The organism is Larkinella sp., from assembly GCF_965227735.1.
Classification (GTDB): domain Bacteria; phylum Bacteroidota; class Bacteroidia; order Cytophagales; family Spirosomataceae; genus Larkinella.
This window is the reverse complement of the sequence record NZ_OZ245776.1, coordinates 2915348-2939252: the sequence shown is the minus strand read 5'-3', so window position 1 is coordinate 2939252 and position 23905 is coordinate 2915348. Positions and strand designations below refer to the sequence as shown.

Here is a 23905-nt window from a genome sequence, read left to right as displayed (position 1 = left end):
CGGCACCAGGTGTAATTCATTGATTAGTTGGGCGGTAACAACTGAAATTCACTAACCCCGATGCTGCCCGATGATTCGAGGATGACCAACCGGAACCGCTGCGCCGTGATGGGCGGAATTTCCTGCCGCCATTCGTCGCCTATCTCCCGGCCCGTCGCCAGCGTTACCCATTCGTTGCCTTTCTGATACTGCACACTGAACCGGCTGATTTTCGGAATCAGCTCCGGGTTGTTTTTTCGCTGAAATTCCTGAAGCACAATTTGCCCAACGGGTTGCGGTTTTCCGAAATCAACCTGCAGCCAGCCGGTACTTTCGTAGTGAGACTGGGCTTCTTTCGTCTTATAGTGAAGCGGTTTTCCGTAATTGGTCTCAAAATTGGCGTCGCTCCGGCGGCCGAGCTTCCAGTAGGTCGCCCTATTATCGTCGAAGGCGGCCCCCGCATCGTGCAGAAACGGTCCCACCGCGCTCGAAGCCGACGGTTTTTTGCCATAAGCCAGCGACCCGGTTTTCGAAAACGGCAGAATGGGAGCCAGTTGCGCAGCCGGGCGGTCGAGGGTCAGGGTGATCATCGTCGCAATGGAATCGCGCGCTGAAACCGGCACGATCAGCCGAACCTGCTCTTTATTCTGCGAAAAAGTCAGCTTTGTGCCATTGAGCAGGGTGGCCTGTTTAACCGTCGCGGGCAGGGGCGGTAGCACCACTTCGCTGGTGGTTCCCGCCAGCAGGTGCAGAAAAATCCGGTTGTCTTTTTGCGTACAGACATACGCCGGTGCGGGGGTGTAGGGACCGCCTTTGGTGCCGTAAATGGCTTCTTCCCGGGGCTTGATCCAGGCCCCGACTTCCTGCAAACGGCTGGCAAACAGGGGCGGAATCTGCCCCAGGCTATCGGGGCCAACATTGAGCAGTAAGTTACCATTGCCGCCCACACACCGCAGCAACGTATGCACAACCTCTTTCGCTGGCCGGGGTTTGTCTTCAAACCGCCACGCCCACTGGTGGCCTAAGTTCGTGCAGGTTTCCCAGGGAACATTGCCATAGCCAGCCACAAAACCCTCAGGCGTAACATAATCGCCGTAGCGCCCCGGCTGGGCGTGCGACTCGTCCGGGTTGAAGGCTTCGAGCCGGTTGTCCAGGATAATACCGGGTTGCAGGCGATGCGCCAGCTCATGCACATTTTTCGGGTCGGTCGGGCAGGGCCAGCCGTCGTAATCAATCCACAACAGGCTGATTTTACCGTAGTTGCTTAACAGTTCGGTGAGTTGTTGCAACATCCGGTTTTCAAATACGGTGTTCCGTTCCCGGTCGGGATTGCGGCAGTCGGGGTCTTTCCAGTCGCCGGGCGAAAAATACCAGCCCAACTCCAGCCCGGCTTCGTGAACGGCATCGGCCAGTTCCTTGCAAACGTCCCGCCCAAACGGCGACGAGATGATGTTGTAAGGAATGGTTTTGGTGTTCCACAAACAGAAACCGTCGTGGTGTTTGGCGGTCAGCACGACGTATTTCAGGCCGCTGGCTTTCGCCAGTCGCACCCATTCTTTTGGATTGAATTTAGTGGGATTAAACCGCAGATACAGTGAATCGTACCGGCTTTTGCCGTAGCCCGCCCGCGACCAGCTAATCTCTTTGCCCGTCAGCGTGGCCGGTCCCCAATGGATAAACATACCGAAGCGATCCTGCTGCCACCACTGGAGCCGTTGGGCCTGGGGCAAGGCTTTTTGTGAAACCGCCGGGAGCGCGGTCAGGAGAAAAAACAGCGGGAGCAGGAGCCGTTTTGCAGTCATTTGTCGGGAAATTAGGCTGTCGGAATATGCCCAAATGTACCCTAAATCCTTTTAAAGCCTACGCTTGCAGCGGTTTTATCGTGTCGCTGTTCTTCCCGAAGCCGCCGGGCTGTTCCGTTCTGCCGTGTTTTGCCCCCCAGCCCCCTAAAGGGGGAGTTTTCTCGCGCTCCAGGCTCCCCCTTTAGGGGGCTGGGAGCAAACAAAGTAGGAGCCATTCTTTAATTCCCGGTAGCTAAGAGTTCTCGATCAATTCGGGATTAAAAGCAATATTGTGTTACCGATTTGCGTAGAGTGGTAAACACCACCAGCACAATGATGACACCCCTGAAGCCCAATCGATACTATGTTGTTCAGAAAGAACCGGTTTTATTGACTGAAAAACACATCAAAGAACTCCAGCCGCCGAATGAACCCCAGCCGATCAAACTCACCAAACCGTGGCTGCTGGCCTTCGGATTTGAGCCCGACAAAGCATCGAACGTGTGGAACTTCGAAAATGCCCGCCTGGTAGCCGGGATGAACTGCTGGCTGTGCGTCAAGTCACGCCGGTACATTCAGTTCGTCCACGAGCTTCAGGATCTGTTTGAGGAACACTTCCGCGAAACGACCCTGGTTCTCAAATCACACAGTTTCTACATTTCCGGTCCGGTTTAGCACCCGGTTTTCCGGTTATACAAAACCCCGACAGGAGCCGGGGTCTGTACGATTATATCCTATTATGTATGAAGTTTTGCATTACGCATCCGTTGACTGACTAGTCATCATCCTCATCCGTGCTTTCATCCGCAGCATCCCGCATCACCTGATACAGACTGACCAGGTCATCCGTAGAAAGTTCGTCCAGTTCAACATCGCTGTCGTCGCTGAAACGCAGCGTCAGCGGATCGCTTTCGTCGTCGTTCAGGGTGATGGCCGTTATTTCCAGATCGGATTCGGCGAGGGTTAGCGGCAGAAACCGCAGATCGAAATCGGACGCATCGGCATCGTCGCCCAACTCCGTTACGACCTGCACAATAGCGCTTTTAATTGTATCACGGAAATCGTCGAGCCGCGACACAAACTCGTCGGCCGTTGGCAAAGCAGAAAAATCGGAAGTAGCCATAAAATCGAAAGTTGAGGGAGAAGTTGTCCGTTCGAATATCACGGGCCGAAGTTCCGGCGAATCCCCGAATTCCGACCTTTTCCGAAGTTATGTTTTCGTGAAATTTTAACTGGCGACAAGAGAGGGGAGACCAGAGAATAGAGACCCGGATGGAATGATGCGAATTTGTGCTATTCAGGGTTATAACCGATACGAAGGGAAAATGAAGAATGAATATCGAACATTGAATAGTGAATAACGAATATCGAAGTAATGAAGATAGACCCGGCCTACTTTCGATATTCGTTATTCAACATTCAGTATTCGATATTTTTTCCATTATATCGGTATTCTCTAACTTTTTAAAAAAATAATCTTAAAACAGGGGTTAGGTTTCCTGAAAAAGAGGCTCTTGCAGGTATAGCATCTGAAACTATGAGTAGACGGCTACCTTCGGAAGAAGCACAACAACTGTGGCAGGAATACCGGGCGGGGGATATGTATGCGCTCGCGAAGATCATGCAGAGCTATTATGCCGACCTCTTTCACTGGGGAATGCGGTTGCATGCCGACCGGGAGTTTGTGAAAGACTGCATTCAGGAGCTGTTCCTCAATCTGTGGAAACGACAGGATTCCGTTTGTTCGGTCGAAAACGTCCGGGCCTATCTGCTCGTGGTGCTCAAAACCCGCATCCTGCGGGAGCTTTCCCGGAAACACACCACGCACCAATCCACGCTTTCGGACGAATACGCGTTTTCGGTCGAGTTTGCAGCCGATGTGCAGTGGATCGAAGAAGAAAACGAGGTTTACCAGATTCGCAAACTGGAGCGCGTGATCAATCACCTGCCCGACCGCCAGAAGGAACTGATTTATCTGCGGTTTTACCAGAACCTGAGTTTCGAACAAATTGCGGATGTGATGCACCTGGGCCGCCAATCCGTCTATAATCTGCTCCAGAAATCCCTGACCAGCCTGCGGAAAAACTGGACCGTGCAATGCGTCGGGTTGCTGTTTGCTCAGTTTATGGTATACTGAATACCGCTACACTTATGAAAAACTACGAAACCTATACCGTGGAGGATTTTATTCGGGACGAAGATTTCCAGGACTGGGTGCGGGGTCGTGGTAATCGGGATGGGTTCTGGCGGTCTTTTCTGAAGAATTACCCCGGAAAACAGACGGTTTTCCGGCAGGCCGAGCAGTTTATCCGGGCTACCAACGTGGCTCCCGAGCGACTCAGCGAAGCAGAGATCCGAAAAGAAACGGAAGCGTTTATTGACAACGCCAGTGCGTATACACCCAAACGGTATGCGGTTCTGGAGCCGGAGCCAGACAAAAGCCGACCCGATAATCCGGTTCGCTGGCTCCCGGCGATTGCGGCCGTTTTCGTGGCGGTGATGGGATTTGGCTGGTATTTTTTCGATAAAAAACCGGCACAACAGGTCGCTCAGTTGTCGGTTAAATCCGCCATTCAGTTGGTAGAAACCACCAATGATTCTCACCAACTTTTGCGGGTGGTGCTCAACGACAGTTCGGAGGTGTTGCTGAGTCCCAAAAGCCGCCTTCGGTATCCGTCCCAGTTTTCCGGCAATTCCCGCATCGTGTATTTACAGGGCGAAGGCAGTTTTTCGGTCAAGCGCCAGCGCCAGCCGTTTATGGTCTACACCGGCGAAATGATCACGCAGGTGCTCGGCACGCGTTTCGTCGTGAAAGCCTTCGATCTGGATCAGAAAATTACGGTGCAGGTGTTGTCGGGGAAAGTGTCGGTTTACAAAAAAAAGCCGGAGAAGGTCCCGGATAACAAGGAGGTCAACGGGCTGATTCTGAACGCGAATCAGGCGGCTATTTTTGAAAAAAGCGACGGCAATCTGACCAAAACGCTGGTGGCCAAACCGCTGCTGATTGCGAAAAGAGCCAAAGAAAGTCCGTTTGTCTACGATGAAGTTCCCCTGCCGGTGATTCTGCACGAACTTGAAAAGAGCTACGGGATTCCGATCCAGTTTGACGAGCAGCTATTCGAAAACAGCAAAATAACCGCCATCCTGTCGAGTGAGTCGCTCTACGAGAAGCTGGATTTGCTTTGCAAGGCCTCATCGGCGAGTTACGAAATAACCGATGGTCAAATTGTCATCAGCCGAAAGGGATACCGATAAAACCGTAAAAAGAATTGGCAGTGACAACGCCACTGCCAACCGGTCTATTCACTGAGTGTCGCTCGCCAAAGTAACCGCTCAGAGAAAAACGTTCCGAAAACAGAACTAGTCAACCTTAACAAAACTATGAAAAAACACCTTGCCGGACAACTCTGGTTGAAGCTTATGCGGTTTTCATTAACACAAAGTTTGGTTATGTTATCGCTGGTGGGCGTGTCGTATGCCCACACGAGTAACGCTCAGGAATACCTGAGCCGACGCCTGACGTTACACGCTGATAACCAGGATATAAAACGGGTGCTGGCGGATATTGAAAAAGCAACGGATGTGCAGTTTGTATACAGCTCGCAGGTGATTGAGAAGCGGCAGAAGATCAGCATTCAGGCCAACAACTCAACGCTGGAGGAGGTGCTCGTCAAGTATTTCAAACCGCTGCCGGTCAACTACGAACTGGTGGGTCGAAAGGTGGTTTTGTCGGCCAGCACGGCACCCGTCTACGAGCCCGGCCTGGTCGATCTGATCGAAAAAGCCGCAAAGCTGGCTCCCAAACGCCTGGTGTCGGGCAACGTAACCGACGAAACCGGCGCGGGCTTGCCGGGCGTGAATGTACTGATCAAAGGCACGCAGAAAGGGACTACCACCAACGCCAGTGGAGCGTTTCAACTGGATGTGCCGGATGGTTCGACGGTATTGGTTTTTAGTTATGTCGGCTACGTGAACAAAGAACTGGCCGTCGGCAATCAAACCACCATCCAGATTGCGCTGACGCCGGAAAGCAAGGCACTGAATGAGGTGGTTGTGACGGCCCTGGGGATTAAAAAACAGACCAAAAGCCTGGGTTACGCCACCGCAACGGTGGGTTCGGACGAAATGACGATCAACCGGACGGCTAATTTTATGAACGCCTTGCAGGGCAAAATGGCGGGGGTCAACATCACGTCGCTGGGATCGGGACCAGCCGGGACCAGCAAAATCCGGATTCGCGGGCAGTCGTCGTTTGGCGGTAACAACTCGCCCCTGATCGTGGTCAACGGCGTGCCGATCGACAACACGAACTACGGAGCGCGGGGCGATGCTTCGGACCGGGGCAGCAACCGGACGTCGGACAGTGGGGACGGGCTGAGCAGCATCAACCCCGACAACATCGAAACCATGACGGTTTTGAAGGGGGCGGCAGCCTCGGCCCTGTACGGGTCGCGCGCCAAAGACGGTGTGATCATGATTACGACCAAAACCCGGGGTAGCGGCAACGGTATTGGTCTGGAATACAACTCCAACTTTACGTCCGATACGCCCCTGGATTACACCGATTATCAATATGAATATGGTCAGGGTGAGAATGGCGTCCGTCCGACAACGCCCTTTCCGACGTCGGGTCAGTGGAGTTTTGGTGAAAAATTTCAACCCGGCATGACGCAGGTTTTGTTCGACAACATTACCGTTCCGTACCAACCCGTGCGAAACCAGATTACGGATTTTTACCGGAAAGGCAGCACCTGGACGAATACACTGACGCTGTCGTCGGGGAACGAAAACGGCGGTTTTAGCCTCTCGCTTTCCAATCTGGACAATACGACCATCCTGCGCGGGTCGAACTACAACCGCAGAACCGTCAACCTGGGCTTCACCCAAACACTGGCGAAAAAACTGACGGTTTCGGGGAATATCAATTACTCCAAAGAATTCCGGAAAAACCCGCCCAACATCGCCGAGCAGGATTACAGTCCGGTAATCATCTTTAGCATGGCGAACTCCATGCCGTTGGATATTCTGGAAAAATACGCGTCGGATGCCAACGGCAACGAAACGGTCTGGTCGCGGTTTACGAACCGAACCAATCCGTATTTCGCCCTGAAGCGTTTTGAAAACATCAGCACCGACCGGGTTTTCGGCAACCTGACGGCCAAATACAACTTCACGAACTGGCTGTTTCTGCAAGCCCGAATCGGACAGGATTTCTACGCCCGCGAACAGGATTACAACCTGCCGACCGGTACGCAGCGGCAACCCGCAGCACCCGCCGGTTTTGTCAATGGGCAGTATGTGCAGGACGTTCGGCACGTTCGTGAATTGAACGCCGATTTCCTGCTGAATGCCAACAAAACCTTCGGCGTTTTTGGCATCAATGTAAATCTGGGCGGTAATCAGATGTACCGTAAAATCAGTCGTCACAACGTGCTGGTGCAGGATTTTTACGTCCGGGATTTGTATACGATCGGCAACGGCCGGCAACGCGACGCTATTTACGACTTTTCGGAACGGCAGGTGAACTCGCTCTACGGTTCGGCCGAAGTCTCGTTTAAGGATTATCTGTTCCTGAACGGAACCGTCCGCAATGACTGGTTTTCCACCTTGTCGCCCGCAAACCGGAGCATTCTCTATCCGTCCATCACCGCCAGCTTCGTGTTTTCACAGGCTTTTGCCAGCTCGTTGCCCACCTGGCTGACGTTCGGAAAAATCCGGGCGGCCTATGCAGAAGTTGGGAGTGACACCGACGTGTCGCCCTACGCCAACAACCTCTTCTACGGCATCAACGCCCAGCAGTTTCCGTCGCCGAGCGGAACGGCCCAACCCCTGGCCAGCATCAGCGGCACCACCGTTCCCAACGCCGATTTGCGTCCGATGCGGGTTTCTGAAAAAGAGGTCGGTCTGGAGTTGAGGCTGTTCAACAACAACCTGAGTCTGGATTTTACGTATTACGACAAAGTGTCGTCGGATCAGATTCTGCGCGCCCAGACGTCCGACGCGGGCGGTTATCAGACGCAGTTGATCAACGTGGGCAAAAGCAGCAACAAGGGGCTGGAAATGCTGGTGACCCTTTCGCCGGTGAAACGGTCGAATTTTACCTGGAATACCACCTTTAACGCGGCCTATAACGTCACGAAAGTGCTGGATCTGGGTTCGAGCGTGAGCGACAACATGATTACCGTCGGAACCGGCGACTTCACCGGCGAACTCCGGCAGGTGGTTGGCCTGCCGATGGGCCAGCTTTTTGGCTTCGGCTATCTGCGGGATGCGCAGGGTCGGCAGGTTTTCGACGCCGGAAACGGGCGTCCGCTGCGCACGCCCACGCAGATCAGTTTTGGCAGTGCCCTACCGAAGTGGGTGGGTGGTATTACCAACAGCTTCAGCTACAAAGGCATCAACCTGTCGTTCCTGATCGACTTCAAACTGGGGCACAAGATGATTTCCGGTACCAACCACAACGCCTGGCGGCACGGGTTGCACAAAGCCACGCTGGTAGGGCGGGAGCAAAATTTTGTGATTGGCGCGGGCGTCAATCCGAATGGCGAAGTCAACCAGACCAAGTCGGGCGTGCAGGCTTATTACGAAACCGTCCGTTCGCAGAACATTGCCGAGGAGTTTGTCTACAACGCCGGGTTATGGCAGTTGCGGCAGATCACGCTGGGCTACGACTTTACCAAATTTCTACCCACCAACGCGAAGTTCATCAAAGGACTGCGGCTCAATGCCGTGGCTAACAACGTGGCCGTGATCAAGAAATGGGTGCCGAATATTCACCCCGAACAGTTTGGGTTCCCGTCTGATAACCTCGTCGGTCTCGAAGCTACCGGTTTGCCGATTACGAGAAGCATTGGTTTTAACTTGAATGTGCGATTTTAAGGTTAGTTGTTACACAGAGTTGATCAGAGGGCATCAGAGTCTATCTGAGAAAACTTTGATTTACTCTGATGCCCTCTGATTAACTCTGTGTAACAACTAACCTCTCCAAACCCGATACAAAAACATGAAAAAGATACACATCGCTTTCTTTCTGACTCTTCTCCTCACTGCCTGCGACGACGGCTTCGATGAAATGAACGTCAATCCCATTGCCCTGACGGCGGTGGAACCGGCTTTTCAACTGAATACGGCCATCGTGTCGAGTGCGCCGGGCTACGGTAACCTGAGCTACGAAACCACCATTGTGAAGCAGATGATCACGCCGTTCAGCGGTTCGGGCTCAGCGGCCAACTTTAACCAGGACAACCGCACCGTCTCAAACGGCAACTGGAACACCTATTACCGGACCATCATCCGGGAACTGGTCGATGTGATTGCCCAAACCAAAGATAATCCGGCCCGCGTCAATCTGTACAATATGACGCGGATCTGGAAAGCGTATTCGTTCATGGTGGTTACCGACACCTACGGCGACGTTCCGTATGTTCAGGCCGGAAAGAGTTATCTGGAGGGCATTGTAAAACCGGTTTATGACACCCAGGAGTCGGTGTATACCGATATTCTGACGGAATTGGATGCAGCTTCGGCGGCTCTGGACGCGTCGAAAACCAAGGTGGCCAGCGATGTGCTCTACGATGGGGACGTGGTCAAGTGGAAGCGGCTGGGGTATTCGCTGCTGCTGCGGGGTGCCATGCGGCTTTCCAAAGTGAACCCGACCAAAGCTGCCGAATACGTGGCCAAAGCGGTGGCCGGTGGCGTGATGCAGTCTAACGCCGACAACGCGATCATCCGGCATACTGCCAGTTTTACCAACCCCGTGGGCAGTCAGTTGAACGGGGGGCAGTCGGCTTTCTTCTACCTGGATCAGGAGTTTGTAAATTTCCTCCAGAAAAACAACGACCCGCGCCTGGCCTCCATTGCGGTTCGCTACGTCGGTGCCATCAGTGGGGCGCAGCAGGTGGAGTCGCGGGCCAACAGAACCCCAGCGGTTCAGATTGGCGCTCCGCAAGGATATGATAACACGACCATCAGTAGTGCCGTAACCGCCAGTAAACTGGCCAGTTTGTGGGATTACAGCCAACTCGACAAAACCCGGATGGCTGGCCTGACCGCGCCCAGTTTTCTGGTAACCTATGCCCAGACCCAGCTTCTGCTGGCCGAAGCCGCTTTTCGGAAATGGACGACGGGCAATGCCGCCACGCTCTATGCCAACGGGATTCGGGCGCACATGCAGCAACTGGCCACGTATGGCGCCAATACCGCCGTGGCAGAAAGTGCCATCACGGCCTATCTGGACGCCAACCCGCTGGCGGCAGGCAAAGAACTGGAGCAGATCAACACGCAATACTGGGTGGCCTCGTTTCTGGTAGGTCCCGAAACCTGGGCCAATTTCCGCCGGAGCGGTTTTCCGGTTTTGACGCCCAATCCGTATCCCGGCAGCGATCTGAAAACGGAAGGCTTCATTCGGCGGCTGACCTACACCGATGCCGAGTTGAACGTGAACAAAGCCAATGTCGATCAGGCCATTGGCCGACAGGGCGCCAATCTGCTGGACACGCGGATTTGGTGGGATAAGAAGTAAAGTACCCTTTTTTTCGCCTTTCCTGTACATGAAAAATCTAAAAAAACGACTGAAACAAGGCGAAACCCTCAATGGGTGCTGGTTAAATCTGGGAAGTTCGCTCACGGCGGAAATTGTCGGCCAGTCCGGTTTCGACTGGGTGCTGATCGATCTCGAACACGGGGCGGGTTCGGAAAAAGACGCTTTGTATCAGTTGCAGGCGCTGGAGCATACCGATGCGGGGGCTATTGTGCGGGTCGAAAGCTCGGAAAGCCAGCGTATTCACCGGGTGCTGGACATGGGCGCGGAAGGCATCATGTGTCCGAAGGTTCATAACCCCGAAGAGGCTCAAAAAGTAGTCAATGGCCTGCATTATCCGCCCCACGGCGGCCGGGGTGTCGCCAAAATGGTGCGGGCGACCGGTTTTGCTGTAAATTTTCCGCAGTATTATGCCGAGGCCCGGGAAACGATTCTGGGCGTGGTGCAGATCGAAACCGTCGAAGTCCTGAATCACCTGGACGCAGTGGCGGCTATCGACGGCGTCGATGTGCTGTTCATCGGTCCCGCCGACCTGTCGATGGAACTCGGCATTTTCGGGCAGTTCGACCATCCGCGGTTTAAGGAAGCATTGCGGGAAACGGTTAATGCAGCCCAAAAAGCCGGGAAAGCCACCGGCATTCTTTTTTTCAATCCCGACGATTACAAAATGTATCACGACCTCGGCATCCGGATGATTGCCTGCGGAGCCGACGGAACCTTCGTCGCCGACGGTGCCCGCAGTCTGGCGAAAAAGCTGGATGCATTCCGGAAATGAATTATTACACAGAGTTGATCAGAGCAAATCAGGGTTAATCAGAGAAAAGATTTCAAAAACTACCCTGATTAACCGCCGGGCGGCCCCGTCTGATTTCCTCTGATCAACTCTGCGTAACAACCTAAAACATTCTTAAACCTGAAACTCTGAATGTCTGATCCCCTGTTAATCTTAGCCGTAGGTGTTTTTATTGTCGTCGGTGGCATCATCGGATTGAAATTGCATCCTTTTCTGGCGCTGTTGCTCGGCGCGTTCATCGTCGCGCTGATGACGCCCGCATCGGCCATCGAGCAGTTTGCCCTGGCGAAAGGAACCGCCCCGGCGGCTGCGCAGGCCCTGGCCAAAAAAGGCATCGGCGAGCGGATTGCCACGGAGTTTGGGGCCACCTGCGGCAAAATTGGCATCCTGATTGCCATGGCCGCCATCATCGGCAAGTGTATGCTGGAAAGCGGGGCCGCCGAGCGCATCATCCGTTCCATGCTGAAACTGACCGGCATCGGCAAAGCACCCATCGCCTTTCTGGTCAGTAGTTTTTTTATTGGGATACCGGTTTTTTTTGACACTGTTCTTTTCCTGATGATGCCGCTTGCCAAGGCCATGACTTTGCGCATCGGTAAAAATTACCTGTTGCTGGTGTTGTGCATCATGGCCGGAGCCGCGATGGCCAACTCCCTGGTTCCGCCCGCGCCGGGGCCGCTGTTCCTGATCGGCGAAATGCACATTCCGATTGGACTGATGATGATTGCCGGTACCATCGTAGGACTTTTTACGATCACTGCCGGGTATTTCTTTGCGCTCTGGGCCAACCGAAAATGGCCGATTCCGTTGCGGGATTCGCTGGATGCCAAGCTGGAAGACATCAAACTGATTGCCGCCAAAGAAGATAGTCACCTGCCCGGTTTGGGGGTGTCGTTGCTGCCCGTGTTGATTCCACTGGTTTTTATTTGCGCCGATACCGTGCTGAGTACGCTGGCCACACCCGGAGACGCACTGACGCAATCGGTGATTTTTAAGGTGGTGAAGTTTTTTGGTGACAAAAATATTGCCGTCGTCACCGGTGGCATTGCGGCTTTGCTGATTCTGGCCGCCCACAAGAAAAGCGGCAAAGAAGGCTTGACGCCCTTTGTGCAGGCGGCTCTGATGAGTGGGGGCGGTATTATTCTGATCACGGCAGCGGGTGGCGCTTTTGGGGGCATGTTGCAGCAAACCGGCATCAGCACGCGGATTGCCGACCTGACCAAAGATTACCAGATGGCCCTGATTCCGCTGGCGTTTCTGATTGCCGCCGTGGTCCGAACCGCACAGGGTTCCGCGACGGTGGCGCTGATCACGGCATCGGGCATTCTGTCGGGCATGGCGAGCAATGCGAACCTCGAATTTCATCCGGTATACCTGGGTCTGGCCATCGGCTGCGGTTCCAAACTGGTGCCTTGGATGAACGACGCCGGTTTCTGGATCATTTGTAAACTCAGTAATTTAACCGAACAGGAGGCCCTGAAAACCATCTCGCCCCTGCTCGTGGTCATGGGCCTGACCGGTCTGATTATCATCATGATCGGCGCCCAGTTGTTCCCGTTGATTTAACGGTTTACGGTAATCGGTTTTCTGTTTACGGTGGCTGACGCATGATTACATTGCGTCGAGTCAGCGTGCGTCAGCCCACCGAAAACCGTAAACTGAAAACCGTAAACGATTTATTACATGCAAAAAATAGGATTCATTGGCTTAGGAATCATGGGGAAACCCATGGCGTTGAACTTGATCAAAGCCGGTTATCCGGTATCGGTTCTGGAAAAAAGCAGCGCGGCTGGCGAACTGGTTGAAGCCGGTGCAACCGCGTTCCCGGGGAATAAAGCTTTGGCGCAAAACACGGACATCATCATCACGATGCTGCCGGATTCGCCCGATGTGGAGCAGGTGGTTTCCGGCCCGGATGGTGTTTTGGAAGGCATTCGGCCGGGCGCGTTGTTCATCGACATGTCCACGATTGCACCCAGTACGGCCCGAACCATTCACCAGCAGATGCAGGAAAAAGGCGTGGAAGCGCTGGATGCCCCGGTTTCGGGCGGTCAGGTGGGGGCAGTGTCGGCTTCGCTGTCGATCATGGTGGGCGGGAGCGAAGCGGCTTTTCAACGCGCACTGCCGGTTTTTCAGGCGATGGGCAAAAACATCGTCCTGATCGGCGAACCGGGCGCGGGGCAAACCACCAAAGCCTGCAACCAGATGATTGTCGGCATCACCATTCAGGCCGTGGCCGAAGCCTTTACACTGGCCAAAAAAGCCGGGGTCGATCTGGAGAAAATGCGGGAGGTTTTGCTGGGCGGTTTTGCCCAGAGCCGCATTCTCGACCTGCACGGCAAACGGATGATCGAGCGCAATTTTACGCCCGGTTTCAAAATCAAACTGCACAAAAAAGACCTGGGAATCGCGCTGCAGTCCGGTGAGGAGTTTTCGGTGCCGCTGAAAGCCACGGCGCTGGTCGCGGGGCAGATGCAAGCCGCCGTGGAGGCTGGGAACGCCGAACTGGATCACAGCGGGATTCTTTTAGAATTGGAAGCTCGTCGGGATTGATGCTCGTCAGGATTTGCAATCCTGACGCACTCTGTAGCGGATTTGCAATCCGCAGCATCGTCACGGTTTGTAATTCTAAAAGAAACGCCTGACGCTGCGGATTGCAAATCCGCGACAGATATGGTCAAGATTGCAAATCTTGACCAGCGCAATCAGCACAAATAAAACCTAAATCCCTTACCAACATGAAACGGAAAAGTTTTATCAAAGTCATGGCCGCCAGCTCCGTTGGAGCGGCTGCGTTTGGTGCCGAACAGGCCCGGGCGGAAGTGAAAGCCGCACCCAAAAAAGTGTTGATGAAAGTCGGCTGCCAGTCGGGCGGAACGACCGTGGAAAACCTGGAGTTCAAAGCGCGGCACGGAGTCTTTAACCTGGACGGTGGTTCGCCCGTAACCATACCGGGCAAAGGCTGGGACCTCGACGATTCGATGAAAAAGCGGGAAGCCTGCGAGAAATACGGCATCAGCCTCGACGCCTATCACTATCCACTGACTTCCGCCGGAATCGACAAGGTGCAGTATCCGAACATCATGCTCGGAAAAAGTCCGGAGCGGGACCGCGAAATTGAGATTCTCCAGCAAATGATTCAGGTGGCCGGCAAAACCGGGATCAAAGTCCTGAACTACAACACCACGATTCTGCCGGTTTTGCGCACCGGGCGGTATACCGATCCCAAACGCGGCAATGCCGATTACAGCGTCTGGAACTATGAGGAAGCCCTCAAGCAAAACCATCCCAAAACCATCGCGGGCGATGTAACCATCGAGCAGATGTTCGAACGGATTACTTACCTGCTGGATCGGATTCTGCCGGTGGCAAAAGAGTACAAAGTGAAGCTGGCCAACCACATCGCCGATCCGCCGACGCCCGTTGGGTATCGCGGCATCACGCGTTGGAACAGCCCCGACGTGTTCAAAGGCATTCAGCGGTTTGCGAAATTGTACGACAGTGAATACCACGGTTTTAACTTTTGCATTGGCTCGATTGCGGAAGGATTGAAAGATCCGAAAACCGAGATTATGCCGATAATTAAGTGGGTAGGGGAGCGAAATCAGATTTTTAACGTTCATTTGCGGAACATCAAAGGTGGCTGGAACAATTTTCAGGAAGTGTATCCCGACAACGGCGACATGAACTTCCTGCACGTGGTCCGGGCCCTGCGCGATGTCGGTTTTTCCGGAATGGTGATGCCCGACCACGTACCGCACCACCACGATCCGGCCAGCACACCGCAGGCGTTTTCGTTTGCGTATGGCTACATCAAAGGGCTGCTTCAGGCGGTTTCCGACGAAGTGAAGAGTTAGTTAACTGACAACAGAACCCCGCATTTTACGATGACTTTGACAACCCCTTTTTCCTACAAGGCCGGGCCGAAAATTAAAGAGATCACCGTTACACCGATTGCCGTTGTCGATCCGCCCCTGTTGAATGCCGCCGGGCTGCACGCACCGTATGCCCTCCGCACGATTGTGGAACTGGTGACGGACGACGGCATTTCGGGCATTAGCGAGATTCCGGGCAACAGCGACATCGATGCCGCTCTGGAAGCGTCAAAACCGTTGCTGATCGGACGCGATGTCTTTCAACTCCATGAAATCCGGCAGGTTCTGGTCGATCATTTCGGCACCGACACGGCGGCTCAACGCGGTGATGCACCCTGGGATCAGCGGAAAATGGTCCATATCTTTAGTTCCATCGAAGTCGCTTGTCTGGACATTATCGGAAAAGTCGTGGGTCGTCCGGTGGTCGATCTTCTGGGCGGCAAAATGCGGGATCGGGTGCCGTTTTCGGCCTATCTGTTTTACAAATACGAGGGGGCTGGGGGCAAGCTGGCGTTCGATACCGACCCGAGCGCGGAAGGCTGGGCCGCGGCCCGGCAAGCCAGCGCCCTCAATCCGGCCGAGATTGTGGCACAGGCCAAAGCCATGTGTGCCGAATTCGGATTTCAGTCGATCAAGTTGAAGGGCGGGGTTTTCGAACCCCGGCAGGAAGTTGACGCGATGTTCGCGCTCTACGAAGCGTTTGGCCCGAATGTGCCGCTGCGGATCGATCCGAACGCCCTCTGGAAAGTGGAAACCGCCATTCAATACGGCCGGGAAATGGAGCCGATTCTGGAGTATCTTGAAGATCCGGTTCGCGGACAGGCGGCCATGGCGGAGGTTCGCAAAGCCCTGAAAACGCCCCTCGCCACGAACATGTGTACGACCTCCTTCGAAGACATTCCCAACAGCATTGCCATTGGTTCGGAGGACATTATCCTGAGCGATCACCATTTCTGGGGCGGTTTACGGTCTTCGATGACGCTCTCCGGCATTTGCGAAACCTTCGGACGTGGGTTGTCCATGCACTCCAACAGCCACCTCGGCATCTCGCTGGCGGCCATGGTGCATCTCGGCGCGGCTTTGCCGCAGGTTCCGTACGCGCTGGATACGCATTATCCGTGGCAGTCGGACGAGATCATCACCGCCGGGCGGTTTACCTTCGAAGAAGGGGCGGTTCTGGTGCCGCAGCAACCCGGTCTGGGCGTAGAACTGGACCGCGAAGCGCTGGCCCGGCTGCACCAGAATTACCTCGATTGCGGGTTGAAAAAACGGGACGACGAACCGGAGATGCAGAAAAAACAGCCCGGCTGGAAATTTCAGTCCGTTCGCTGGTAAAGTAGACGAACGTGAGGAGGAACGAGCGGCCCCTGTCTTTGTAAGATAAATGCATTCCGGTAGGCAATTAATCCAGTATCGGGACGGTTTAAGATTGCAAAGATGACTCATCACAAACTCCGCGTCCGGCTCTGGCTGGGCGTTCTCTATACCTTTCTGCTGATACCGGCAGTCATCGGACAAACATTCAGCCACCTTAGCGTGGAAGAAGGTCTGTCGCAAAGTAGTGTGTACGCCATTGCGCAGGATCCCAAAGGATTCATGTGGTTCGGCACCCGCGACGGACTGAACCGCTACGACTCCCGCCGGGTGGTGGCCTACAAAAATCAGAACGGCAATCCACGCAGCCTGGCTTCCAATACGATCAACAGCCTGCTGCTGGATAAAAAAGGGCGGCTTTGGGTCGGCACGACGAAAGGTTTGTGTCTCTTCCGGCCCGATCGGGATGATTTTCAGCGGTTTTCGTTCAACGATTCTCAGGATTCCACCATCATCAGTCTGGCGGAAGACAGCCGTGGCAACCTCTGGGTCGCCACGTTTCACGGATTATACCGCTTGCAGGCCGACCAATCCCGGCAATTTGAGCCGCTGGCGAACCTGACCGAGTACCGCCGGGAGCTGAAAAACCGGCACGTCCGAACCCTCTTCGAAGACCGTAATCGCAACCTCTGGGTCGGTACATCCGGCGGTTTGGTGCAACTCCGGCCAATGCCTTCGGGGAAATTTCAACTGACGCATCATTTCCTGGAATCGACCGATGCGGTTTTTCACAACGCCTTCAACAGCATCAACGCCATGGCCGAAGACCGGGCCGGACGGCTCTGGCTGGGCACCGAACGGCACGGTATTGCGCTGTTCGACAGGCAATTAAAACGCGTTATTTCGTGGAATACCGCACCCGGACTGGACCTCAGCACCCAAACCATCCGGACGATTCAGGCTGACGGGAAAAGCAATTTCTGGGTGGGAAGCATGTCGGGACTGCACATTGTGGCGCAGGATGGCAGCCGGTTTCGAACCCTGACCAATCAACCCGCCGACCCCGGTTCGCTGAGCGACAACTCGGTGCGCTCCATTTTCCGCGACCGCGATGGCTCCGTCTGGGTCGGGTCTTATTACGGGGGCGTCGATCTCTACAGTCCGCTGGCCCGGCAGTTCGGGTCCTACCGCCCGATCAGTCGCGAGGGCGGCATGCCGTTTAAAATTGCGGGGCCGATGCTGCCCGCCAACGCATCGAACCAGCTCTGGCTTGGCACCGAAGACCGGGGACTTTTTCTGCTCAATGCCGACAAAACCATCGCCCGGCATTACGTCCACAATCCGAAAAATAGCCAATCCTTGTCCAACGACAAGGTCAAATGCCTGCTGGCCGATGGGCCAAACGGCCTGTGGATCGGCACGTTGCAGGGCCTGAATTACCTGGATTTGCGCCGACAAACCATCACCCGGTATTTGCACGAACCCAACAACCCGCGTTCGTTGCCGAACGATCGCATTTACGACCTCAAACACGATGCGGAAGGTACGCTCTGGATTGTCACCAATCTGGGTGGTTTATGCCGGTTTGAGCCTGAAAAACAAGCTTTTGTGCAGTTGGGACACCGGGCCGATCAACCAAATTCGCTCAGTTCCAACAACGCGATGAGTTTGCTCATCGACAGTCGGCAACAGGTATGGGTCGGCACCACGAACGGCCTCAACCGGAAGGTGCCGGGTCGGGATGCCTTCGTCCGGTTTGTTCACCGCGACACCGATTCGACCTCGATCAGCAGCAGCCACATTACCTGTTTCCTCGAAGACCGGCAACACCGGCTCTGGATCGGTACGCGCGATGGCGGTCTGAACCTGACGCTTCCCGACAACCGCTCGTTCCGGCACTACACGATGGCGCAGGGGTTGCCCAGCAACACGGTTTTCGGGATTCGCGAGGATCAGCAGGGGCGTTTGTGGATCAGCACCGACAATGGCCTGGCCCAACTCAATCCCGACCAGTCGAAGATCATTTCCTACAACAAACACGACGGGCTGGTTTGCAAGGAGTTCACCTCCAATTCAACGCATCGGGACGCGAACGGCTATTTTTATTTCGGGGGCTACGGCGGTATTGTCTATTTCCACCCCGACAGCATTCGCCGGAACACCGCCCCGCCCCGGTTGGCATTCACCCAGTTGCGGTTGTTCAACGAGCCGGTTACCAGCCTTTCCTCCGACGGAATCGATTATGAACAGGGGCTTACGTTTACGCACGAGCAGAATGTTTTTTCGCTGGATTTTGCGGCTTTCAATTACATCAATTCCTTCAAAAACCGGTATGCCTACCGGTTGAAAGGCTTCGATAAAGGCTGGAATTACGTGAACGAACCCCGCGCGATGTACATGAATCTGGCTCCCGGCGCGTATGTGCTGCAGGTAAAAGGAGCCAACAACGACGGCATCTGGAATCCCCAACCGCTGGAGCTGACCATTACGGTTTTGCCGCCGGTCTGGAAAACCGTCTGGGCGTACATTCTCTATGCGCTGATTTTTGTGGGATTGCTGGGACTCTGGTCGCGGTTTAACCGAAACCGCCTTCGCCTGGCGCATGAGCTGGAGGTAGAACAGATCGAAAAAGCCCAACAGCAGGCGCTCCACCAGACCAAACTGAACTTCTTTACAGAAATTGCGCACGAAATCCGGACGCCCTTGACGCTGGTGATGGGGCCGCTGGAGGTGCTGACCGCCCACCGGACCGACGATGCTTTTCTGCAAAAACAACTGGCCATCATGCGGGGCAGCACCGACCGGCTGTTGCGGCTTTTGAACCAGCTTCTCGATTTCCGAAAGCACGAAACCGGGCATGTCCGCTTGCAAAAACGGCAGACGGATCTGGTGGCTTTTCTGGAAAAAATCACGGATTCGTTTCGGGAACACGCCCGTTCGCGTCAGGTCGCCTTGCTCACAGAGTCGGAAGTGACCACCCTGCCGGTTTGGATTGACGCCGGGGAAATGGAGAAGGTGATCTATAACCTGCTGCTGAACGCGTTTAAATTTACCCCGGCGGGTGGCACCATTTCCGTGCGATTGCAACAGGATTTTGGCGCGTCGGACGCGGCCAATCGGGCGGTTGTTACCGTTGAAGACACGGGCAGCGGCATTCCGGCGGATGAGCTGGACCCTATTTTTAACCCATTTTATCAGGTCAACCGATCTAAAACGCGGGATTCCGGCTTTGGGCTGGGGCTGGCACTCAGCAAAAGCATTGTCGATCAGCACCAGGGCGAGATCACGGTCGAGAGCCGGGAGCAGGTGTGGCAAACGGCTGGTTTTACACGCTTTACGATCACCCTCCCCGTCGGCCTGCCGGGCCAATTCGAACCGGTGCCAACCGACCTGTCGACAGAACCGGACTTTCAGGTGCTTCGGCCAGCGGCTTTGATCGCAGCTCTGGAAAGCGCAAAGGAATCGGAAGAAATACCGCTTTCCGGCAAAAAACTCATTCTGGTGGTGGAAGATCAGGACGACATCCGGGCGTATATCCGGGATTTGCTGGCCGACACCGCCCAGGTGATCGAAGCGGCTGACGGGTTGATGGCGTGGGAAAAAGCATCACAACTGTTGCCCGATCTGATCATCACCGACGTCGCCATGCCGGTGATGGACGGGTTTGCGCTGACCCACCGCATCAAATCCGATCCGCGCACCAGCCACATTCCGGTGATTATGCTCACGGCCAGAGGCACGACCGATGATCAGTTGGTGGGGCTGCAAATCGGTGCCGACGACTATGTGACCAAGCCTTTCCACCCGGTTTTGCTACAGGCCCGGGTTCGCAACCTGCTGTTGCTGCGGGAGCAGTTGCGGGCCAAATACCACCGGATCGTGACGTTGCAACCGCAGGCACAGCAACTGGATCACCCCGACGATAAATTCCTGAACCAACTGATGACGGTTCTGGACGCGCACCTCAGCGATGCCGATTTCAACGTGACCAGTCTGGTGGGCGAAATGGGCATGAGCCGCCCGGTTTTGTTCCGCAAAGTGAAAATGCTGACCGGCTTGTCCGTCATCGACCTGTTGCGCACCACGCGGCTGAAAAAAGCGGAAAATTTGCTGAAACAGAAGAAAGCCAGCGTGTCGGAAATTGCCTTTGCGGTCGGTTTCAGTGATCCCCGGTATTTCAGCCGGGCGTTCCGCGCCCAGTTTGGCGTCACGCCGACGGAGTATAGCCATCAGGTGGGCGAGTCGGCTTCTGAATTTACAAAAATTTGTATTGTGAGTTGATAGTATCTTACAAATTATGTAAATTAATACCTACATTTGTAATTTATTGCCGTAGCTTGTGTTATCTGTCTAGAATTATAATGGTCATCATTAGTAAGACAATTCTGAATGAGTTTGGTCAGAGGCATGCCGATTCGATAAGTGCTTTAAATGAGTGGTATACTACAGTAAAAACCTCCGATTGGAATAGTCTGGCAGAGCTGAAACAAACATTCAATTCAGTGGATTATATAGATAATGATCGCTATGTATTTAATATTCGAGGTAACCGGTACCGCATTGTTGCCATGATTTTTTTCGACAAACGGACTGTATTTATCCGTTTTGTTGGCACTCATACCGAATACGATAGAATTGACTGTTCAACGATCTGAACGACAGCATTATGAACGCGCCCAAAAACGAAACGGATTACCGGGAGTTGATGAACCATATCGAAACTTTTTTGCAAAAAGCCACGATCGGTAAAGGCTTCGCCAGTCTGACGCCTGAGGAGGCTGACCAATTGGCTCAGCTATCCCAACTGGCGGAAGCCTACGAAGATCGTATTCCGCTGATGCCTATTAAAATGCCTCAATCTTTGGTTGAGATGATTGAGTTTAAAATGTACGAAAAAAAGCTCAAACAACGGGATATGGCCCATTTGCTGGAAATACCGGAAACACGTTTGTCAGAAATCATCCGGGGCAAACGCCGGATTTCACTGGATGTTGCGAAGCGTTTATACACAAAGTTGGATATTGACCCAGCCTTCATTCTTCAACAGGCTTAATTGCTTTACCGGGTTTTTATTCTTCAAGAGATTGGGTTTAAAGTCAGAGATCGTGAGTGGTTTTGTCAGTGTACAGATGAGCCAGAAGTTATAATAAATTATTAATATGAGGCTGTACGATAGAGATTATAACGCCATCACTGAAGAAGAAAAACAGATTTGGGAAGACCTTAAACAGGATGAAGTTGTTTGGAGGGATGGGAAGCCAACTGCCTTTAAAAAATCCCTTCGTCATAAGTATCCAAGAGCTGTCAGGCACTTTCTAAGTTTATTTCCTAATAATTTTATTGATAGAATTGACTTACTAAACGATAGAGATTATCATTCGAAAATTCTGTCTGAGCTTGAATCTTTAATAGAAGATAAGTCTATAAAAGAACGAGATATACTTTCATTTATCCATAAAGAGGCAGCATATTTTATTATTGGATCAATACTGAAAAACCAATATATGTTTGGCCATCACGGTCTTTTTGTTTTTCCTGAATTTAAATTGGCACCTAACTACCAAGTTGATTATTTAATTGTTGGGAAAAACTCTGAAGGCTACCATTTCGTTTTTGTTGAATTCGAGAATCTCTATAATTCAATTACTACTAAAGATGGCTCTTATGGAGATACAATTAGAAAAGGCATCAAACAGATTGAAGATTGGGATTTTTGGCTTGGTCAAAATTTTCATCATTTAGAGTTAATATTTAAAAACCACAAAAATAAGCGTGAAACATTACCAGATGAATTTCGAAAATATGACCGGACCAGGACTCATTTTGTTGTAGTTGCAGGAAGAAGAAACGACTATGCTGAAAAGACCTATCTGTTAAGAAGGAAATATAGTGAGCAGCAGAAGCTATTAATTATTCATTATGATAATCTAATTGATACATCAAGGGAGACAAGTATCACAAATTCGTATTAGCACTTCCAATTACTTATCTAACCAGCAATACTAAAACTTGGGCGAACAGCCTGGAAGGCGTCCGAATTGAACCCTGATTTGCTCACAGAATCGACTATTTTTTCAGAGTGCCCTGTAATCCGCAGCAAAATTTGGCTTTTTTGCGACATTGTTGAAGAATGGACCTTTCTTTGCAGGCTAACACCCTATCCCAACCCACCTCGTACGTTTCATGGAAAACCTTGTCAATACCCTTAATGACATTATCTGGAGTAATGCGCTGATCATCCTGTGCCTCGGCGTCGGTGTTTATTTTTCAATCATCACCCGGTTTTTGCAGGTACGCTACCTCAAAGACATGGTTCAGTTGCTGTTTGGCGGCAAATCATCCGCAAAAGGGGTCAGCTCCTTTCAGGCCTTCGCCATTGCCATTTCGGGACGGGTCGGAACCGGAAACATCGCCGGTGTTGCCACGGCCATCGCCATGGGCGGGCCGGGCGCGGTTTTCTGGATGTGGACCATTGCGTTTTTAGGGGCAGCATCAGCCTTCATCGAGGCCACGCTGGGTCAGATTTACAAGCAGGTGAAAGACGGCCAATACCGGGGTGGCCCAGCCTACTACATCGAAAAAGGGCTTGGAATTCAATGGTATGCAACGCTGTTTGCCATCGCAACGGTTCTGAGCACCGCCTTATTTTTGCCCGGCGTTCAAAGCAACAGCATTGCCATCAGTGCCCAAAATGCGTTTCAACTTCCGGTGGCCGTTACCGGCGGCATTGTAACACTTCTGCTGGCGCTGATCATCTTCGGGGGGGTAAAACGCATCGGGAAAGTAGCCGAAATTGTCGTTCCGTTTATGGCCGGGGCCTACATCCTGATGGCCGTTATCATCATCGTCATGAACATCACCGAAATCCCCTCGGTGATGAGCCTCATCTTACGGTCGGCGTTTGATCTGGAACCGCTCTACAGTGGCGTTTTCGGCATGGCCGTGGCCTGGGGCGTGAAACGAGGCATCTACTCCAATGAGGCCGGTCAGGGAACGGCCCCGCACGCGGCCGCAGCCGCCGAAACCAGCCATCCTGCCAAACAGGGACTGGTGCAGGCGTTTTCAGTATATGTCGATACGCTGTTCGTTTGTACCGCCACCGCCTTCATGATTTTATTTACGGGACAATACAATGTCGTGAATCCGAAAGGCGGTTTTCTGGTCGAAAACATTCCCGGCGCAGCCATTGGGGGCGAATACACCCAAATGGCCATCAACACCCACTTCCCATCGTTTGGTGGCGGTTTTGTGGCAGTATCGCTTTTTTTCTTCGCGTTTACCACCATCATGGCCTACTACTACATCGCAGAAACGAATTTGAGCTACCTGGATCAGAAAAAGAACAGCAAAAGTCTGTTGCTGGCCCTTCGCATTCTGATTTTGGGTGCCACCTTTTACGGATCAGTCAAAACGGCGGCTCTGGCCTGGACACTGGGCGACATTGGCGTGGGCATCATGGCCTGGCTCAATATCATTGCCATCGTTCTCCTGCGAAAACCGGCGTTGCTGGCCTTGAAAGACTACCAGGCTCAGAAAAAAGCGGGGAAAGATCCCGTTTTCAATCCGAGAGAACTGGGTATTAAAAACGCCGATGAATGGGAGAAGTCCTGAAACGAGCGACGGT

Annotated in this window: 17 protein-coding genes; 15 read left to right on the top strand and 2 right to left on the bottom strand. The window is 53.2% G+C overall.

Translation table 11 applies throughout. The annotated features are described in order from the left end of the window. Positions 1 to 23: 23 nt before the first annotated feature. Positions 24 to 1781 carry an alpha-L-fucosidase gene (locus ACO064_RS11270; RefSeq protein ID WP_421827467.1) on the bottom strand — a complete coding sequence of 586 codons (1758 nt, stop codon included), beginning with the start codon at positions 1779 to 1781 and terminating at the stop codon, positions 24 to 26. Positions 1782 to 2093: 312 nt separating this feature from the next. Between ACO064_RS11270 and ACO064_RS11265 the strand changes: the two genes are divergently transcribed. After that, positions 2094 to 2435 carry a hypothetical protein gene (locus ACO064_RS11265; RefSeq protein WP_150879770.1) on the top strand — a complete coding sequence of 114 codons (342 nt, stop codon included), beginning with the start codon at positions 2094 to 2096 and terminating at the stop codon, positions 2433 to 2435. A gap of 100 nt (positions 2436 to 2535) precedes the next feature. Here ACO064_RS11265 and ACO064_RS11260 read toward each other — a convergent pair whose 3' ends face one another. Next, the gene (locus ACO064_RS11260) at positions 2536 to 2883 is read right to left on the bottom strand and encodes a hypothetical protein (RefSeq protein ID WP_421827466.1); all 348 of its coding nucleotides are present in this window, start codon (positions 2881 to 2883) and stop codon (positions 2536 to 2538) included. Between the two features lie 414 nt (positions 2884 to 3297). Here ACO064_RS11260 and ACO064_RS11255 point away from each other — a divergent pair, with 414 nt between their 5' ends. From ACO064_RS11255 to ACO064_RS11190, 14 genes are all read left to right on the top strand, one after another. Continuing rightward, positions 3298 to 3897: an RNA polymerase sigma factor gene (locus ACO064_RS11255; protein ID WP_421827465.1), complete on the top strand. Its 600-nt coding sequence runs from the start codon at positions 3298 to 3300 to the stop codon at positions 3895 to 3897. Between the two features lie 14 nt (positions 3898 to 3911). Beyond that, positions 3912 to 5015, top strand: coding sequence for a FecR family protein (locus ACO064_RS11250; RefSeq protein ID WP_421827464.1), 1104 nt, complete (start codon positions 3912 to 3914; stop codon positions 5013 to 5015). Positions 5016 to 5141: 126 nt separating this feature from the next. Continuing rightward, positions 5142 to 8639, top strand: a complete 3498-nt coding sequence (locus ACO064_RS11245; RefSeq protein ID WP_421827463.1) for a SusC/RagA family TonB-linked outer membrane protein — start codon at positions 5142 to 5144, stop codon at positions 8637 to 8639. Between the two features lie 124 nt (positions 8640 to 8763). After that, a complete protein-coding gene (locus ACO064_RS11240; protein WP_421827462.1) occupies positions 8764 to 10281 on the top strand; it encodes a SusD/RagB family nutrient-binding outer membrane lipoprotein in 1518 nt (505 codons plus the stop codon). A 28-nt stretch (positions 10282 to 10309) separates the two neighbouring features. Next, positions 10310 to 11074, top strand: a complete 765-nt coding sequence (locus ACO064_RS11235) for an HpcH/HpaI aldolase family protein (RefSeq protein ID WP_421827461.1) — start codon at positions 10310 to 10312, stop codon at positions 11072 to 11074. Between the two features lie 150 nt (positions 11075 to 11224). Continuing rightward, entirely contained in the window at positions 11225 to 12658 is a 1434-nt protein-coding gene (locus tag ACO064_RS11230; protein ID WP_421827460.1) for a GntP family permease, read from the top strand. A 117-nt stretch (positions 12659 to 12775) separates the two neighbouring features. After that, positions 12776 to 13645 carry a 2-hydroxy-3-oxopropionate reductase gene (locus tag ACO064_RS11225; RefSeq protein WP_421827459.1) on the top strand — a complete coding sequence of 290 codons (870 nt, stop codon included), beginning with the start codon at positions 12776 to 12778 and terminating at the stop codon, positions 13643 to 13645. Between the two features lie 185 nt (positions 13646 to 13830). After that, positions 13831 to 14949: a mannonate dehydratase gene (locus tag ACO064_RS11220; RefSeq protein ID WP_421827458.1), complete on the top strand. Its 1119-nt coding sequence runs from the start codon at positions 13831 to 13833 to the stop codon at positions 14947 to 14949. A gap of 30 nt (positions 14950 to 14979) precedes the next feature. Next, positions 14980 to 16302, top strand: coding sequence for an enolase C-terminal domain-like protein (locus ACO064_RS11215; protein WP_421827457.1), 1323 nt, complete (start codon positions 14980 to 14982; stop codon positions 16300 to 16302). A 102-nt stretch (positions 16303 to 16404) separates the two neighbouring features. Further along, entirely contained in the window at positions 16405 to 20562 is a 4158-nt protein-coding gene (locus ACO064_RS11210; RefSeq protein ID WP_421827456.1) for a two-component regulator propeller domain-containing protein, read from the top strand. A gap of 80 nt (positions 20563 to 20642) precedes the next feature. Beyond that, positions 20643 to 20936, top strand: coding sequence for a type II toxin-antitoxin system HigB family toxin (locus ACO064_RS11205; protein ID WP_421827455.1), 294 nt, complete (start codon positions 20643 to 20645; stop codon positions 20934 to 20936). An 11-nt stretch (positions 20937 to 20947) separates the two neighbouring features. After that, the gene (locus tag ACO064_RS11200) at positions 20948 to 21334 is read left to right on the top strand and encodes a helix-turn-helix domain-containing protein (protein WP_421827454.1); all 387 of its coding nucleotides are present in this window, start codon (positions 20948 to 20950) and stop codon (positions 21332 to 21334) included. Between the two features lie 106 nt (positions 21335 to 21440). Then, positions 21441 to 22253, top strand: a complete 813-nt coding sequence (locus ACO064_RS11195; protein ID WP_421827453.1) for a Shedu anti-phage system protein SduA domain-containing protein — start codon at positions 21441 to 21443, stop codon at positions 22251 to 22253. A 211-nt stretch (positions 22254 to 22464) separates the two neighbouring features. After that, positions 22465 to 23892 (top strand): alanine/glycine:cation symporter family protein, encoded by a 1428-nt coding sequence (locus ACO064_RS11190; RefSeq protein ID WP_421827452.1) that lies wholly within the window; start codon positions 22465 to 22467, stop codon positions 23890 to 23892. Positions 23893 to 23905 lie beyond the last annotated feature (13 nt).